This is a genomic window from Muriicola soli, assembly GCF_004139715.1.
GTDB classification, from domain to species: Bacteria; Bacteroidota; Bacteroidia; order Flavobacteriales; family Flavobacteriaceae; genus Muriicola; species Muriicola soli.
Genome location: NZ_CP035544.1, coordinates 609,807 through 628,348 on the forward strand (window position 1 = coordinate 609,807; position 18,542 = coordinate 628,348).

The 18,542-nt window shown below is 45.1% G+C and carries 8 protein-coding genes; 7 read left to right on the forward strand and 1 reads right to left on the reverse strand.

Annotation, left to right across the window (positions count from 1 at the left end):
- Nucleotides 1-51 precede the first annotated feature (51 nt).
- Entirely contained in the window at nucleotides 52-1,641 is a 1,590-nt protein-coding gene (locus EQY75_RS02760; protein WP_129602672.1) for a peptide chain release factor 3, read from the reverse strand.
- 379 nt (nucleotides 1,642-2,020) lie between these two features.
- Between EQY75_RS02760 and EQY75_RS02765 the strand changes: the two genes are divergently transcribed.
- From EQY75_RS02765 to EQY75_RS02790, 7 genes are all read left to right on the forward strand, one after another.
- On the forward strand, nucleotides 2,021-7,921 hold the full coding sequence (locus tag EQY75_RS02765; RefSeq protein WP_129602674.1) for a T9SS type B sorting domain-containing protein: 5,901 nt from the start codon (nucleotides 2,021-2,023) through the stop codon (nucleotides 7,919-7,921).
- A 15-nt stretch (nucleotides 7,922-7,936) separates the two neighbouring features.
- Nucleotides 7,937-8,893, forward strand: a complete 957-nt coding sequence (locus EQY75_RS02770; RefSeq protein WP_129602676.1) for a PorP/SprF family type IX secretion system membrane protein — start codon at nucleotides 7,937-7,939, stop codon at nucleotides 8,891-8,893.
- A gap of 12 nt (nucleotides 8,894-8,905) precedes the next feature.
- Nucleotides 8,906-10,942, forward strand: a complete 2,037-nt coding sequence (locus EQY75_RS02775) for an OmpA family protein (protein WP_165200420.1) — start codon at nucleotides 8,906-8,908, stop codon at nucleotides 10,940-10,942.
- A gap of 132 nt (nucleotides 10,943-11,074) precedes the next feature.
- The gene (locus tag EQY75_RS13955) at nucleotides 11,075-11,245 is read left to right on the forward strand and encodes a hypothetical protein (RefSeq protein WP_165200423.1); all 171 of its coding nucleotides are present in this window, start codon (nucleotides 11,075-11,077) and stop codon (nucleotides 11,243-11,245) included.
- A gap of 21 nt (nucleotides 11,246-11,266) precedes the next feature.
- The gene (locus EQY75_RS02780) at nucleotides 11,267-12,754 is read left to right on the forward strand and encodes an immunoglobulin domain-containing protein (protein WP_165200500.1); all 1,488 of its coding nucleotides are present in this window, start codon (nucleotides 11,267-11,269) and stop codon (nucleotides 12,752-12,754) included.
- 219 nt (nucleotides 12,755-12,973) lie between these two features.
- Entirely contained in the window at nucleotides 12,974-16,702 is a 3,729-nt protein-coding gene (locus tag EQY75_RS02785) for a beta strand repeat-containing protein (protein ID WP_129602682.1), read from the forward strand.
- Between the two features lie 11 nt (nucleotides 16,703-16,713).
- On the forward strand, nucleotides 16,714-18,519 hold the full coding sequence (locus EQY75_RS02790) for an Ig-like domain-containing protein (RefSeq protein WP_129602684.1): 1,806 nt from the start codon (nucleotides 16,714-16,716) through the stop codon (nucleotides 18,517-18,519).
- Nucleotides 18,520-18,542: the final 23 nt, after the last annotated feature.

The window sequence follows — 18,542 nt, forward strand, 5'->3', positions numbered from 1 at the left end:
AAACAAAATCCGGACTTAGTTCCGGATTTTTTTATACCCTTTAACGGGAACTCAGGAAAATTCTGAGGTAAAATGCAATTTTACATTAGGGTACTTTTGCTGGGTCATTTGAAGTGAGAATGCCGAATCGGCCAGGAATACCAGCTGCCCTCGCTTGTCAGTGGCCAGAAATTTTTGCTTTACCCTTTTAAATTCTTTGAATTCATCACTATTGGGATCATTGGCTTCTACCCAGCAGGCTTTGTGCACCGGGAAGTTCTCATAGGTACATCTAGCCCCGTATTCGTGCTCCAAACGGTACTGAATCACCTCGTACTGTAAGGCTCCAACTGTACCAATCACCTTTCGGCCGTTGAGTTCCAGGGTAAATAACTGGGCAACACCTTCATCCATCAGTTGGTCTATCCCCTTGTACAATTGCTTGGACTTCATGGGGTCTGCATTATTGATATATCGGAAATGTTCAGGAGAAAAACTGGGTATCCCTTTGTAATGAATAGTCTCTCCCTCGGTAAGTGTATCCCCGATCTTAAAGTTCCCTGTATCGTGCAAGCCTACAATATCTCCGGGAAAAGAGGTGTCTACAATCTCCTTCTTTTCAGCAAAAAATGCATTGGGACTGGAGAACTTTAGCTTTTTATCCTGCCTTACATGGAGGTAAGGTTTATTGCGTTCAAAAGTTCCTGAGACTACTTTTACAAAAGCGAGCCTGTCCCTGTGTTTGGGATCCATATTGGCATGGATTTTAAAAACAAACCCCGTCATTTGTTGCTCATCGGCTTTTACCAATCGCTCCTGGGCCATTTTATCCCGCGGTGGAGGAGCTATTTCAATAAAACAATCCAGAAGTTCACGTACACCAAAATTATTCAGGGCAGAGCCAAAGAACACCGGTTGTTGATTCGCCTCCAGATAGGCTTGTTTGTTAAAAGGGGGATAAACACCTTCGATCAACTCTATGTTTTCACGCAGTGTAGCTGCTGCCTTATCTCCTATAATTTTATCAAGGTCGGGATTGCTGAGGTCGTCAAAAGCAATGGTATCCTCAATATTTTTCTTGCTATCCCCGCTAAAGAGGTTGATATTCTTTTCGTAGATATTGTAGATTCCTTTAAAGTCGTATCCCATCCCTATGGGAAAACTCAGGGGTGTAACCGTAAGACCCAACTCCTGTTCCACCTCGTCAAGAAGGTCAAAAGCGTCTTTCCCCTCACGATCGAGTTTATTGATAAATACGATCATCGGGATCTTTCTCATCCTGCAGACTTCCACCAACTTCTTAGTCTGCTCTTCCACCCCTTTGGCCACATCGATAACAACAATGACACTGTCTACCGCAGTCAGGGTGCGAAAGGTGTCTTCAGCAAAATCCTTGTGACCCGGAGTGTCGAGAATATTGATCTTTTTGTCTTTGTAAAGGAAAGCGAGCACCGAGGTGGCTACGGAGATTCCTCTTTGTCTTTCAATCTCCATAAAATCGCTGGTAGCCGACTTTTTTATCTTGTTATTCTTGACGGCTCCTGCTTCCTGAATGGCGCCTCCGAAAAGGAGTAACTTTTCGGTAAGTGTAGTTTTCCCCGCATCCGGGTGAGAAATGATACCGAACGTCCTGCGTTTTGCTATTTCCTTTTTGAAATTCACTTAGAAAATTTTGGCAAAAGTAAGGGATTTTATCCGGATGAGACCGGAGGAAGAGGGTAATAAAGGAGATCAGAATGTCAGGAATTATCAGATTTAAAAATCAGGCAAACTGCTTTCTAAAAGGGATAAGCAGCAGTTTTCTTCGATTAAATGAAAATTGATCTTGCTGAACTCAATTAAATACATGTCCGAAAAAGCTTATAAATTATCTGTTTGTCGAATATTTAGGTCGGTTAAAGAATGTCCTGAAAGAAAGGGTTGAAAGAGTTTGAGTATCATGTCTAATGCCATATATTGCAGTTCACTTAAAGATTCCCAAAATCTTACTTAAAGTAATTTATCCCCGTTATGGTGCTCGAGTTTAATAAAGCTAGCCTATATGGAGAACATTACTTTTTTCAAGGGACAAAAAACTCTTTTTGTCACTTTTCTATTTTCATTTTTCCTGGTAATATTTTCGACTGATTCCTTTGGGAACACAGATCCGATTGCTGATACCATGGAGCTTTCCAAGGGTAAGGACAGCGATGGGGATGGTGTAAAGGACAAAGATGATATCGATGATGACAACGATGGTATCCTCGATACCGTTGAAGGCGAACAAGTGGATACGGATGGCGACGGAATCCCTAACTCTCTTGACATCGATTCGGATAATGATGGGATTCTCGATAATATTGAAGCTCAGACAGACACAGGCTACCTGGCTCCTTCGGGAATTGATGTCAATGGTGACGGACTTGATGACATATATGCCTGTAATGATGAAGGTGACGATGAGGACGATGATGAAGGCGATGGTGTGTGTAACTACAATAGCAAGGAAAGTAGATATAAGGGAAAGGATAAAGTAACCTTATGTCATAAAGAAGATAAAAGTCCTAACAACCCACGCAACGGGTACCATGAGATTACTGTAGCACCATCAGCTGTGCAGGCTCACCTCGATCATGGTGATACTTTAGGCCCCTGTCCGGAAATCCCTGATGCCTGCGGCTTAGATCCTGTAGACACAGACGGTGACGGTATCTCAGACTATCTCGACATCGATTCAGATAATGATGGAATCCTCGATAATGTAGAAGCACAGACCACTTCGGGATATATCCCGGTTTGCTCCAATGATAGTGATGGCAATGGCCTGGACGACCATTATGAGGAATACCCGGGCTCCGGAGATGGAATAACGCCCGTGGATACTGACGGTGATGATCATCCCGATTTTCGAGACATTGATTCAGATGATGACGGTATCCCGGATAATGTGGAAGGCCAGTCGACAGCCGGTTATGTTTCTCCGTCAGGGATGGACAGCGACAATGATGGTTTAGACAACGCCTATGAGAACAATGGGATCACACCACAAAACACTGACGGCACAGACGAATCTGATTATCGCGACCTGGATACCGATAATGACCTTGATCCTGACAATAATGAAGGAAATGACTTCAATTTTGACGGTGTACCCGATCAGACTTTTACAGGGAACGATACCGATATGGACGGACTCGATGATGGGTATGAAGGCGATAATTTAAATGACGGTTTTGATGTAAATGATGAAATTGATGATCCGGCCAACGACTTACCTGATGAAGATGGCACTGAGGATGTAGACTACAGAGATGATACTACGGATAACGGCACAGATGTAATATGCGATGTTATTGATGCCGATCGATGTACGCCGGATGATAACATGGGTGCCAATTTCTGGTGGGCTAAACCTAATCCTAATAACGGATCAAAATTCTTTTCCTCTACTGCAGATCACAACCTCACTTTCACCAAGAAAAGTAATGGGGAAGCACTGATTACAGGGACCACCAAAAACGGTGATTGTGTCGTTGAAATTTACGTGGTATTGATAAACAAAAAGAATTGGACAGAATGGCAAAATGAAGGGGGAGAATTTAAAGACGAAGGCTGTTCTGAGGCGCATGCTGAAGAATTGGATTATTATCTTATCGATAATGACAGAAGTTATATCGTTTCCAATGGTTCAAGTTGTTTTGGGCAGGGTACCTTCAAGGTATCCCACAGACCGGATCCTTATGATTCGAATACTCCCAAATACGGGGTACAAGTAGGTCCGGGAGGAGCACTACACGATTCCAATGTTGGGGCTGAAGGTCTTTCAGGCTGGGGTTGGATAGGACCAGAAGGTAATGAGCACAAGTGGATCATGGATTTTAACTTCTTGATCGATTGCGATGATGAGGTTATTGATACTGACGGCGATGGTGTAACCGATCCTGATGAAGACCGGGATGGTACAGATCCTCTGGATCCATGTGATTTTGTATTGGCAAGTCAGACCGTTACTCCTACCAGTGACTGGGATGCACTCGATTGTGATGGCGATGGAGTAACCAATGATGATGAGCTTGAAGATGATACCGATCCCCTCGATCCTTGTTCGTACAACCCCGATAGCGTAACTCTGGATCCAAGCGGTGATTACCTCATGGAAGACTGTGATGGTGACGGCGTTACCAACGGAGACGAACTAACAGACAATACAGATCCTTTAGATCCATGTGATTTTATCCTGGCAAGTCAGACCGTAGACCCCTCATCCGACTGGGATGCTACCGATTGCGATGGCGATGGGGTAACTAATGAAGATGAAGTTGAGGACGAGACCGATCCGCTGGATCCTTGTTCCTTTGATCCGGAAAGTATTACTGTGGCCCAAAGTGAAGACTTTTTAGCTGCAGATTGTGATGGCGACGGCGTTAACAACGGGGATGAAAATACCGATGGGACCGATCCGCTGGATCCTTGTTCCTACAACCCGGATAGCGTTACACTGGATCCAAGTGGGGATTACCTCACCGAAGATTGCGACGGGGATGGAGTAACCAACGGAGACGAATTAACAGACAATACAGATCCTTTAGATCCATGTGATTTTGTATTGGCAAGTCAGACCGTAGATCCTTCATCCGACTGGGATGCTACTGATTGCGATGGCGATGGGGTGACCAATGAGGATGAAGTTGAGGACGAGACCGATCCATTGGATCCTTGTTCCTACAACCCGGATAGCGTTACACTGGATCCCAGTGGGGATTACCTCACCGAAGATTGCGACGGGGATGGAGTAACCAATGGAGACGAACAAACAGACAATACAGATCCATTAGATCCTTGTGATTTTGTATTGGCAAGTCAGACCCTTGATCCTTCATCCGACTGGGATGCTGATGATTGCGATGGCGATGGGGTGACAAATGAAGATGAAGTTGAGGACGAGACCGATCCATTGGATCCTTGTTCCTACAACCCGGATAGCGTAACCCTGGATCCAAGTGGGGATTACCTCACCGAAGATTGCGACGGGGATGGAGTAACCAATGGAGACGAACAAACAGACAATACAGATCCATTAGATCCTTGTTCTTATAATCCCGACAGTGTAACACTTGACCAAAGCGAGGACTATTTAGCTGTAGACTGTGATGGCGATGGAGTAACCAACGGAGACGAACTAACAGACAATACGGATCCTTTAGATTCCTGCGATTTTGTATTGGCAAGTCAGACCCTTGACCCTTCATCCGACTGGGATGCTGCTGATTGCGATGACGATGGAGTGACCAACTCAGACGAAGTGGATGATCAGACCGATCCGCTGGATCCCTGTTCTCTTGTACTCGCTAGTCAGACCCTTACTCCCTCTGCGGATTGGGATCTGCTCGATTGTGACCAGGATGGAAACCCTAACGGAGGAGATCCAAACCCTCTGGTTGCAACTGCAGTTGATGACGAAGGAGAAACAGCAGCACAGACTGAAGTTGTGATCAACATTCTGGCAAACGACGATTATCTGCCGAATGATGATCCTAATAACCTGGGGACTACTAGCCTCACGAGAATTGGCGGTAATGCCACAGGAACAGTAAGCTTTAATCCTGATACCGGAGAGCTTTCATACATCCCTGATGCTTCAGAATCAGATTCCATTATTACTATAATCTATCAGGTTTGTAATACTGACCCTGATCCCGATGTTTGTGCTTCAGCTACAGTCACTATTACTGTAGGTGGAAACACTATCGATGCGGTGGATGACGACTTCAGCGCAAACCCTGTTGACGGGGTAGCCGGAGGCGTGGTTGCAGACAGCAATGTACTGGATAATGATACCCTGAACGGTCTGCCGGTAGATCCTGCTGATGTGACACTGACTTCAACACCCACAGGCCCATTGACAGTCAATGCTGATGGAACGGTAAGTGTGGCTCCGAATACCGCTGCAGGTACATACACTATAGAATATACGATCTGTGAGGTAGCTAATCCAACGAATTGTGACACCGGTTCGGTGACCGTAGTGGTGGATCCTGGTGCGAATGTGATTGATGCGGTGGATGACGACTTCAGCGCAAATCCTGTTGATGGAACTACAGGCGGGCTAGTGGCAGACAGCAATGTGCTGGATAATGATACCCTGAACGGTCTGCCGGTAGATCCTGCTGATGTGACGCTGACCTCAACACCCACTGGCCCATTGACAATTAATGCTGATGGAACGGTAAGTGTAGCAGCCGATACTGCTCCGGGAACTTATACAATTGATTACACTATTTGTGAGGTAACGAATCCTACAAACTGCGATACCGCATCTGTAACCGTAGTAGTTGATGCCGGACCAAATATTGTTGTTCTTAAAGTGGATACCTTCAATGACGAGAATAACGATGGCTTTGCGCAAGTAGGTGAAACGATCAGTTATACCTTTACTGTAATCAACACCGGCACGGTTCCATTAGGAAATATCACGGTGACCGATCCATTGGTGGAGGTAGTTGGCGGACCGCTGACAACCCTGGAACCAGGACAGTCTGATAATACCACATTTACGGCCACTTACACCATTACCCAGGATGATATTGATGCCGGTAGTTTTCAGAACACGGCCACAGTTACTGCATTTATTCCTGATAATGGTCCCATCAGTACGCTTTCAGACGATCCTGATGATACAACAGATATTGACAGCGATGGAGACGGAAATCCGGATGACCCAACGGTAACAATTATTAACGGACCACCGGGAATTGATGCCGTAGATGATAATTTTAGTGCTAACCCGGTAAATGGAAGCACAGGAGGTGTTGTTGCCAATAGCAATGTATTGGATAACGATACCCTGAATGGGATGACGGTAAATCCTGCAGATGTAACAATTACCTCTACCCCAACCGGCCCTCTCACTGTAAACGCAGACGGAACAGTGAGTGTTGCGGCAGATACGGCACCTGGAACCTACACCATTGAGTATACGATCTGTGAAGTAGCCAATCCTGATAATTGCGATACTGCTACAGTGACAGTTGTGGTAGCAGAAGGCCCAAACATGATCGATGCGGTTGATGATGATTTCACATCTAATCCTGTTGATGGAAGTACGGGTGGGTTAGTCGCAGACAGCAACGTATTAGATAATGATACTTTAAATGGTGTATTGGTTGATCCTGCTGATGTAACCATCACTTCAACGCCAACAGGCCCACTGACAGTCAATACAGACGGTACGGTAAGTGTTGCTGCAGATACTGCCCCGGGTACCTATACGATAGATTATACCATATGTGAAGTAGCTAATCCTGAGAACTGTGATACAGCTACCGTTACGGTTGAAGTACTCCCGGGAGCTAATATAATCGACGCAGTTGACGATGATTTCAGAGGTGTCTTGGTTGATGGGGACGCCGGAGGTCTTGTAACCGATAGTAACGTACTGGATAATGACACCCTCAACGGGCAGCCGGTGAATCCAGCCGATGTAACCATAACGTCTACGCCTACCGGTCCGCTTACGGTCAATGCCGATGGTACAGTAAGTGTAGCGGCGGGAACTCCTGCGGGAACTTATACCATTGAGTATACGATCTGTGAAGTTGCCGATCCTACAAACTGTGATACGGCTACGGTAACCATACTCGTGTCTCAGGTGATCACCGAATTCAAGATTGAAGTAAATCAGATGGTTACCCCGAACAACGATGGTAGAAACGACTTCCTGTTTATTAGAGACGTCGATTTCGCCAGGAATAATACCCTGAGAATTTACAATCGCTGGGGGATCGCAGTCTTTGAAGGTAATAATTACAACAACCAGACCAATGTCTTCGACGGCAGATCCAGAGGCAGATCCACCCTGAGCACAAATGACTACCTGCCTGCAGGGGTTTATTTCTATATCTTTGAATATGATTTAGATCAGGAACGGATTACTGATACAGGTTATCTTTATATCAGTAAATAATTGATGATAAATAACATGACACTACATAAATACGCATTTGCAATATTACTACTGGCAATCACCTGCTTTGGCACATTACAGGCACAACAGGATGCACAGTACACGCAGTATATGTACAATACCATGAGTGTGAATCCCGCTTATGCAGGATCACGTGGTCAATTGAGTATAGCAGCGATGTACAGGGCACAATGGGTGGGATTAGACGGTGCACCAAAAACACAGACCCTGAATTTACATTCCCCCATCAGGAATAGTAAGCTGGGTTACGGGATATCGATTGTGAATGACAATATTGGGAACGGGGTGGTTCAGGAGACCTATTTCGATGCAGTAATGTCTTATACGCTCGATCTGGCCGATGAAAGGAAGTTGTCTTTTGGCCTTAAATTTGGCGGAAATTTGTTGAATCTCGACTTTCAGCAACTGAGGAATTTTGACCAGGAACCTATTAATGACGGAGCAGATATCACAAACAACTTCTCACCCAATGTCGGTTTTGGAGTGTATTACCATACCAATCGATTCTACCTCGGACTTTCAGCTCCCAACATGCTTGAAACAGATTATTTTGACAATTCACAACGTACCGCTAATTCCGTTCAGTTTCAATCTACTGAACGACTTAATTTTTATATGATTACCGGATATGTGTTCGACCTGAATTACAATTTAAAATTTAAGCCGGCATTTTTGATGAAGGCTGTAGGCGGAGCTCCACTACAACTCGATTTTTCAGGAACATTTTTACTAAATGATAAATTTTCATTTGGAGCTGCCTATCGCTGGGATGCCGCAGCCAGTGCTCTTTTTGGATTCCAATTATCGGAACAACTTATGCTAGGCCTCGCTTATGATAAGGAGATCACCGAACTGGGGGGAACCCGATTTAACGATGGTTCCTTTGAAGTGTTTCTGAGATTTGAATTGGTTAGATCGTTCCGTGGTCTGGTATCACCTAGATTCTTTTAAAAAATGAATTTCATGACAAAGCGTTTATTGATCTCAGGTATAGCCTTCTTTGCAGTGCTCGGCAACCTCATTGCACAAAGCATTCCTGTAAAGAAAAAGGAGAAATACACCTATACCATGTATACCAGGGTATATCAAAAACGCCTGATGGAAAAACCCGATAAGGTGAAGGATACGGCCCTGATGAAATTGGCCAATTCCTATTATTTTATCGCAGATTATGACAATGCGGCAAAGGTCTACGAGATATTATACCAAAGGGCAGAAGAAAAGCCCGATTTTGAAGTGCCCGTAGAATATAACTTCAGATACGGTCAGAGCCTCAGGGCAATTGGGGAAGAAGACAAGGCAAAGGAAAAATTGGCAGCATATATCAGCGGTTCAGCTGCCAATACAGTAACTCAGACCACAAGGGTTTATAAGCTACAGGATTTAAGAGAATATTTCTCAAACTTAAAAGACAGCGTTAATCTAAATCATTTTTCTGATTTTGCTCCCGCCTTTTATAAAGAAGGTCTTATTTTTTCTTCAGACAGGGATACAGGTAACCTCCACAGATACAGGCATAGTGGTACCAATAAGGATTTTCTCGACTTGTATGAATTTGAGTTCGATGAAGACTCACTCCAGGTGATTAGCAAATTGAATTTCTTCGGCAATGGGATCAATCCCAGAGAGGCCGAATCCACTTCTATCAAAGTAGACGAGTCTACCGCCACTTTTTCTTCAGATGGAAAAACTATGTATTTTACCGCATCCAATTTTAAGGACGGTGAGCTTGTGCGGGATAATGACAATATTATACGCCTGAAGATATTTAAAGCCGTTTTGGAAAGTGAAGGCTGGAGGATACTGGACGATTCATGGTACAAAAATCAAAATGGGGACAAGTCTTTTAATTCTGACGGCTATTCTTTCGCCAACCCTGCGCTAAGCGCGGATGATTCCCGACTCTATTTTACTTCAGATATGCCGGGGAGTGAAGGCCTTTCAGATATCTTTATGATCGGGCTTGATGAAAAAGGCATTAAGGGAGAAATAAAAAATCTCGGAAATCGGGTCAATACAAAATTCAGGGAGAGTTTTCCCTTTGTTAGTAAAGACGGAAAGCTATATTTTTCTTCAGACCGCCTGGCCGGGGAAGGAAGACTGGATGTGTATTCTGTTGATTTAAATGCCAATGGGACAGTGGCGTCTGTTCCTGAAAACCTTGGGCAGCCGGTCAACAGCGAATACGACGACTTTACCTTTATCTATGACAGTGAAAAGCAATACGGATTTTTTGCCTCTAACAGGCCCAGAAGCAACGATTCTGGAAGAAGGAACGCAGAGGATTTTTCAGATGACAATATCTATGCCTTCACTGCAGAATGTCTTAATCCCAAAACCTTAACCGGGATAGTCTATGATAAAACCACTCTCCTGCCTTTAACAGGAACCACCATCAATATTATTAGTGATGATAACGAAATTATTGCCTCAACCTTTACTGACGAGGAGGGAGCATATAGCGTCTCCATCGACAGAAATAAAAATAATTTTGTAAGGGCAACTCGAGAAGGATACACCCCTGCAGAAGAATACCTGGAGATCAATCCCTGCGAATTGCGAATGGTCGATTTCTATATTGAAACCAATTGTGTTAATTACGGAACAGATCTCGCTAAATTGTTAGGCCTGGATCCAACTATCTTTTTTGATTTTGACAAATCTGAAATCAAAGATGATTACAAGGACGAACTCGATATTATCGTCGATGCTATGGAATTATACCCAAGCCTGAAGATCCAGGTAAATTCTCATACCGATGTCAGAGGAGATAATGACACTTACAATCAACCCTTGTCAGAACGCAGAGCGAAGGCTACTGTTGATTATATCATCTCAAAGGGTATAGCGAGTAGCAGGCTGAAATACGTAGGGTACGGTGAAACCAAACCAGTCAATGAATGTGTAGACGGGGTTCGTTGCTCTGCTGCCAAACATCAACAAAACAGGCGTTCTGAATTTCTTATCCTTTGTGAAGATGGTGAGAATTGCTGTTACTAGAGAGGGATTCACATCATCAATGTTGGGTTTTACAACAATTTTTATAGGATATACTGGATTGTGAGTAGCTTAGCTTTGATCCTTTATCTGGATTTGGGTATGTTCCCGGATTAAAAAATTGCAACTCCATCCATGAGAATACATTTCGGCTTCTTCAGAAATCGAACCGATGCCCTTTTTACCTGCCTGAATTTTATTTTTTTAGCTGCCCTTCTTTGCAGTGGAATGCGCATGTCTGCCCAGTCTGTGGGCGACTATCGTTCCGTGGGTAGCGGAAATTGGAGCAATCCGGCCGTATGGTAGCGCTACAATGGAGTGACATGGGTGGCTGCCTCCAATTATCCCGGACAGAATGCCGATGCAGACCAGGTACTGATTGGGAATGGAAATACGGTCACCTTAAACGTCGATATTACGGCCTATACGCTAAATAACCTTGTGATAGGAGACAACACTGGGGCAGATGACATTCTCCTGTTACCAAACAATGGTGATTTTGAGGTCAACATTCAAACTCTGGCCGTTGAATCTGACGGTATCCTGGAATGGGTCAAAAATGCGGATATTCGATTTCCTGAAGGTGCCATAATTTACAATAATGGCGGTACAATAAGCACGTCAAAAAATTGTAACGCTTCACAGGTGATCTATATCGGCAATGACAAATTTTCTACCTGTAACGGCAATGGAGGAGCAGATTATTCCTTCGATGATATCGAATCAGCCTTACCACCACCGACCAGCGACGGAGATATCACGGAGTGTGAAGAAACCCCGATACAAACCCTTACAGCTTCTGCTACTCCACCTGCAGGGGCGTATGTAGACTGGTATAACGCATCCGAAGGGGGTGCGATTGTCAGCCCTACCTTGAATACAGTAGGCACCGTGACCTATTACGCAGAAAGTGTGGATAGCAGCGATCCCAATCGAAAGAGTATTTTCAGGTCTCCGGTAACGCTCACTATCGAGGACAGCCCTACCATCAGTATCTCAAGTGCCCCAGCCTGTAATTTCTTGACCAATACGTATGCCCTTGAAGTAACCGTAAGTAATGGAACGGTGACCAGTTCAGACGGTACTGTGACCAATATTTCCGGGAATCAATGGCGAATTGCAAACATTCCCAACGGAACCGATATTACTGCAACGGTTACGGCAGCGAATTCTTGTGCCACGGATCTGGCCATTGCGGCGCCTAACTGTACCTGCCCTGCGGTAAACGCACCGGTCAGCGAGGGTGATCAGGCCTACTGTACGGGAGATCCTGTACCGGCCTTAATGGTTAGCGTTGGTGCTGGTGAAACTGCAGATTGGTTCGATTCAGCTTCAGGTGGGAATCTGCTGCAGAGCGGCAGTACATCCTATACACCTCCGGGTCCTGGGCAGTATTATACAGAGGCCAGAAATACAGTCACCGGGTGCAGGAGCAATTCCAGGACTCCGATTATTTTAACCGAAGACGTGCCTGCCACCGCGACCATGGGACCGGACCAGACCATATGGGTTAGTAGCGATGCAGTTTTCAGCGTTGCTGCATCCAATGCCAATACCTACCAATGGCAGGTGAGTTCAGATGGTGGCACCAGTTATACCGACCTTGCTGATGATACGATCCACCAGGGAACACAAACAACAGTGTTAACCATAAAAAATGCTCAGATTGTACGTAATGGATATAGATACCGGGCTGTAGTTTCAAACTCTATGTCTTCCTGTCCTCCATTCATCACAAACCCGGCTATACTAATTGTCAGGGTGAGAAGTGTCATTACCAACAGGCAACCTACGTACAGGGTTAACCCATTTTAAGAGTAGATGATACTTTTTTCGTTCAGGAGTTAGAGGTTACAAGTCGCGATTTTATTGGTCTTGATCGATAAACGGAAATAGTAAATCTGGCCTTATTCTGGACGGTTAACCTCAGATAAATAAACCTTTACAGTCCATCTAGGCCCTTTCACAACATATATTTAGGCAAGACAGTTGTCAGCCCTATTTTTATCTTGGACAAACCGAACCCAATTGTCAATGAAACAATATCAAACAATTACATTTTTGATATTTTCTATTATCTGTATGGCTGTGCCTCAGCTATATGGCCAGGATACTTTTTTGGACAATTTCAATACGGTTTCCTATTCGAATAACAATGGTACAATGGATTTTGCCGGAGATTGGCAGGATTCCGAAGACAGTGATCCAACCGGGGGACGCATTTATGTCAGAAGTGCTACAAACAGGTTGCGTATCCAGAATATGGATAACGAAACGCTTATCAGATCAATCAATCTAAATGGAGCTACAGGTGTTACCCTTACAATGACCTACACCGAAATATCTGGAAATGAACAGATCGATGTGGATCTGTGGAACGGTACAGGATGGAATACGGTGGCGACATTAAATGGATCAGGAACTGTAAACTACAACCTGGCAGCAAATGAAATGTCTGCGAATTCACAAATTCGATTTATTACTAATAGTGGTGGTTGGGGTGGTTCCGAGGCCTATGAAATTGATAATATACAATTCAATGGAAATGTGCCTCCCGGGATTTCTATTGATGATATCACGGTAAACGAGGATGACGGTACAGCTACTTTTACTGTTACTCTTAATAAAGCTTTTGCAGGGGGATTCAATGTGGACTGGGCAACCGCGGATGGAACTGCACTGGCAGGGTCCGACTATGTCGCCGACAGTGGAATGATCAGTTTTACAGGTACAGCCGGCGAAACACAAACTATCGTTGTCAACCTTGTAAATGATAATGTTCCCGAATTCACTCAGGAAACCTTTGACGTCATTCTTAGTAATATTGATCAACCCGGCGTGATCATGGCCGATGGGCAGGGTACAGCTACAATAATAGATGATGAATACGCTTTTAATGCCCCACTCGTACTCACTCACGAGTTTGACGGGTATATGGACTATACTTCCACGGCGGGAACACTCAGAACCCAGCCCAATACAGGTAATACCTGTGCAATTACTACAAATTCAAGCAACACCCTTTCAAGTCCGATACCTGCCACAGCTACCATTGAACAAGCCATATTATACTGGGCCCATTCAGGGGCTACCCCGGATACACAGGTCACTTTTGATGGGAATACGGTGAATGCAGAATTCTTATATGGAACATCTCTTACCAATCGTACTTTTTTTGGTGGCCGGGCCGATGTAACCGCGATTGTTACAGCAGTGCCTAACCCATCTACTTATCTCTGGACATTTTCAGGTCTGACGATAGATAACACGGATCCCTATTGCAATACTGCAACCACGCTGGGGGGATGGTCTTTAATGATCTTTTATACGGACAATGGCCTTCCTGCTTCTACCATTAACGTGTATGAAGGATTCAGCGGGGAAAGCAATTCCTCCTCCTCTTATACGCTTAGTGGCTTTTTTGCCATTGGTGCTGCGGGATCCAAGACCACAGTGCAATCCTGGGAAGGAGACCAGACACTGAGCAACAACGAAAGTCTTACGGTGACCACTGGGCTGGGAACCTTTAACCTGGTTGGGGACGGCGATAATACGGGAACCCCCACAATCAACCCTTTTAACTCAACGCATTACGACAATACGGCCACTCCTGTGGTAAATAATACCAACTCGCATGGTGTGGACCTGGACACCTATAATATCTCACCTTTTATTTCTCCGGGAGAGACCTCAGTGACCACCAATGTGGGATCAGGGCAGGATTTTGTGATCCTCAATACGGTGACACTTAAAGTTCCCTCCAACCTGACTACAGGGATTGTATTCGAAGACGTGAATTATGGGGGAGGTCCCGGTCGTAACCGGGCCACAGCAGCAGGGGTTCCAATACCAAATGCTACGGTTGAACTCTATGATAGTGGCGGAAGTTTTGTAACAAGTACCACGACCAATGCCGCTGGCCGTTACGTTTTTGCCGGTATGGCTAACGGTTCCTATACGGTCAGGGTAGTAAACAATACGGTGAGATCAACTCGTCCCGGTGGGAGTACATGTACAAGCTGTATCCCCGTCCAAACCTTTAAAACGGATTATATTGCTAGTATAGTGGTTGAAGATACCAATTCCGTGGGAGGTGAAGACCCAGCAGGGCAGGATCCGGGTCCGGGTACCCTCAGTAATGCCCAGACGATATCCACCTTTACTATTCTCAACGAAGGGGTGGCAGGGATGGACTTTGGTTTTAATTTCAATACCATTGTAAATACGAATGAAGACGGGCAGGGATCCCTGGAACAATTCATCATTAATTCAAATAATCTTGGAGAGACCGGACTCGATATTGTAGCCAATGGGATCTTTGATCCCGCTGCGGGTGAAGATACTTCAATCTTTATGATTCCCCCAACAGGAGATGCTCTTGGCAGGGCAGCTGATACGAACTATAGCAGCGGGATTTTTGATATTGAGATCGATGCATTGACATCAATTGCCGGAGATAATACCCATATTGACGGTCGCACCCAAACTGCGTATTCGGGTGACACCAATACAGGTAGCATAGGTGCTGGCGGGACATCGGTAGGTACTTCAGCCACTAATCTGCCAAATTATGATCTTCCCGAGATCCAGGTCAACGGTAAGGATGGAAATACATTTAGAAATGAAGGAAATACAAACGTGATCCGTAATCTTTCCATTTTTGCCAGCGATCTGGCAGGAGTGCAGGTAAATAATGGATCTGCAACAGTTTCTAATAACCTACTTGGAGTAAATGCGCTGGGCACCAATGATGGTAATATTCTGTACGGAGTAGATATTACAGGTGGTTCGGCCATTATAGATGGAAATTATATCAGCACGAATGAAGAAGCAGGCATCTTGATTAGCGGAGGTACAGCTTCAACGATACAGAATAATCACCTAACGGTTAATGGGAATGATACCTGTTTTGACAATATCACTATAACTGGTGGGTCGGGAATTCTCATTCAATATAATCTTATTGAGCTCTCAGCAGCCATGGGTATAGATGGGAACGGGATAGCCGGAGGCGTTACCATTACAGAAAACTCCATAACCACAGCCGGACAGGACGGGGGTAATTGCAGTGGACAAACAGAAAATACCGGTATCCGTCTTGATGGAAGTAATTCTTCAATTACGGGCAACATCATCTACCAGAACGGAGGGCCGGGGATCGTTCTGGCAGGGGGGAACACCTCCGGCAACCTTATCTCCCAAAACTCCATCTACGCCAACGGCACCAATGGAGACGCCCTGGGGATAGACATTGACCAGGCCGATGGTATGGGAGATGGCATTACTTTAAATGATACAGGAGATGCGGATACAGGGCCAAATGGCGCTGCCAATTTCCCCATCATAAGTGCAGCCTTTATGGAAGGTGCCAATGTGGTTATCAAGGGCTGGTCGCGTCCCGGAGCAACCCTGGAGTTCTTCCTAACCGATATTAATGAAGGAACTGCTGCGGCAGGAGACAATGAATTGGGCCTCTCAAAGGATTATGGGGAAGGCCAGGTATATCTGGGAAGTGCCGTGGAAGGCACTGTGGCTGATACCGATGCCGGTACCTCTTCTTATACAGATACTGACGGGAACACGGACAATACCAATCTTTTTGAAGTGCGTATCCCGGCACCACCAGGTGTAAATGTAGGTAACTTAATCACAGCTACGGCAACCCTTGCCAATACTACATCCGAATTTTCGCCTTTCTCCCAGATCGTTATCCGGACGGTGATCACAAACCGAAAGATAACCTACAGGGTGAAGATGAATTAAGAAGGTTTGAAATGAATGAGTGGATGATGAATGAAAAGGAACATACATATTTTCTGAAAAAACTGGCGAGATCCTATCGTACAGCAGGACTACTCCTGGGTATTATTTGGGTGATGATGTTTCAGGATGTTCAGGCCCAGTCAGGGGTAGGAGCCAATTTTGGTATAGAAGCCGATGCCTACTCAGGGGACGTCATTTCGGGGGTTCTTACAGATGATTGGTTTTATAATGGGATATCCGGAGCAGGTGTAGTTGACGAGGCCACGGCAGCGGCCATGGGGTATGCAGCCCAGCTGGCTGCCAACAACAATATAGCGTTCGACCTCAGACAGAGCATTCCCAATTACGCTTCCAACAATGGCTATATCTGGTACAGCACACGTTACGGCAGGGATTATACAAGTTTGTCCGGAAATGACTTTACAACTTTCACGTCTGGGAAAAACGGAGATAATCCTATGACCTCATGGAGTAATGGACCATCATCAGTGCCCTCCAAAACTGATATTGTAGACTCAGGAGTGCACATGCGAAGGAATGGAGATCAGGTTACGGACGACCTATGGGTTCAAATGATGATTTCCACACTTTCCTCCTCAGGTAACCATTTTATTGATTTTGAACTATTTGTGTCGGAATTATCGACTTCAGGGAGTTCATTTGTAAACTCAGGACCTCATGAAGGCCATACGGCTTGGGAGTTTGATGCGAGCGGAAACGTAGTTCAGATAGGCGATATGGTCATTGGGTTTTCCTATAGTGGAAGCGGTGTAACAGGGGTGGAAGTACGTCTGTGGATTGATCGTTCTATTTTTAATCCTGGTTCTGCACCGGGAGGTACCTCCACCTTTGTTTGGGGCCCGAATATCGACGGGGGCAGTACCTATGGCTATGCCCAGATCGTCGTTCCAGCCGGAACCCTCCTCAGTAATGTCAACCTGTTTTCCACCACCGCTCCACCCTGGGGAACCACCGATACTTCGGGATATAACACCAATTACAGTGGAGGTTACCTCGCTGAAGTTGGCGTAAATTTTACACAGCTCGGATTCGACCCTAGGGCGCTTTTCGGTTCTGGTGCTGCCTGTGACTCTCCTTTCAGCGCTGTGATCACAAAATCAAGAACCTCTTCCTCATTCACGTCCTCCTTAAAGGATTTTGCAGGGCCTTACGACTTCCTGGGAAGTGCGGCAGGGACCGAAGTGAACACAAGCATTGTAGATCCGGGGGATTTCGATTCATGCAATACAGGCGAAACACTTAATCTTCAAGCAGAATTTATTTCAGCAAGTGCTGAATATATCTGGTATTCGTTAACACCGGGAGTAGTTTTTCCTGCCAATGGTCTTTCCGAGATATCCGGTGTCGGCATGGACAATGTGGACATTGATACTCCAGGAAACTATCAACTGGGAATAGCACCCCTCGAAGGCTGTACTCCCGTGACTGAGCCCTCTGACATATTATTGATAAATGCAATTCCATGTGCTATTGGGGAAAATTATACCACTCCTGTCAACATGGCGCTCAATGTAAATGCACCAGGTGTTCTTACCAACGACACAGACCTTGAACCAGGCGATGTTCTCACGGCAAACACGGTGCCTCTTGTGAATGTAACTAATGGAACCCTCATACTGGCCTCAGACGGGAGTTTTACGTATACACCCAATGCCAATTTCAATGGATCAGATAGTTTCACCTATCAGGTCTGTGATTCTTACGGCTTATGTGATTCTGCAATAGTCAATCTGAGCATCAGATTGGCTGGAGTTATCACCAATAGGAGAATAACCTACAGGGTCAACCCGAATTAGATCCAATTCTCACTTCATATACA